This is a genomic window from Shewanella sp. UCD-FRSSP16_17 (assembly GCF_001675935.1).
GTDB classification, from domain to species: domain Bacteria; phylum Pseudomonadota; class Gammaproteobacteria; order Enterobacterales; family Shewanellaceae; genus Shewanella; species Shewanella japonica.
The window spans coordinates 1-695 of the sequence record NZ_LZFV01000038.1; the positions used below are offsets into that span (position 1 = coordinate 1).

A 695-nucleotide genomic window follows, 5' to 3' on the forward strand; every position below is an offset into this window, starting at 1 on the left:
GGACCGGAGTGGACGAACCGGACCGGAGTGGACGAACCGCTGGTGTTCGGGTTGTTATGCCAATAGCATTGCCCGGTAGCTACGTTCGGAATCGATAACCGCTGAAAGCATCTAAGCGGGAAGCGAGTCCTAAGATGAGTCATCCCTAGGAATTTAATTCCTCTAAAGAGCCGTTCGAGACTAGGACGTTGATAGGCAGGGTGTGTAAGCGTTGTGAGGCGTTGAGCTAACCTGTACTAATGACTCGTGAGGCTTAACCATACAACCCAGATGAGTTTTTATCTGAGTTGATGGTAACTAGATTTATTACTTACTGTGAAGGTAAGACTTAGTGAAGAATATAAAGCGCTTAATAAAGTAGAAAACTCAAACAGCTTTCCGAATTTAGTTAATTGCGATAAGCGATTAACACCCGAATTTGCTTGGTGACAATAGCATTGTGGTACCACCTGATCCCATCCCGAACTCAGTAGTGAAACGCAATCGCGCCGATGATAGTGTGGGGTCTCCCCATGTGAAAGTAGGTCATTGCCAAGCGCCTAATTTACTCGAAAGAGTAGCTTTATCACGATAAAGCGAGTCTACTAACTTTGACAAGTTAGCGACTTAAAAAGCATTTAGCATTACGCGTAAGCATTTTGCTAAAGGAGCGGTAGTTCAGTTGGTTAGAATACCGGCCTGTCACGCCGGGGGTC

At 45.6% G+C, this 695-nt stretch carries 2 rRNA genes; both read left to right on the plus strand.

The window, feature by feature from the left end:
- Nucleotides 1-261: ribosomal RNA gene (locus A9267_RS21960) — 23S ribosomal RNA — on the plus strand; the annotation flags it as partial.
- 160 nt (nt 262-421) lie between these two features.
- Nucleotides 422-537 (plus strand): 5S ribosomal RNA (gene rrf / locus A9267_RS17010).
- The last annotated feature ends 158 nt before the right edge of the window (nt 538-695 follow it).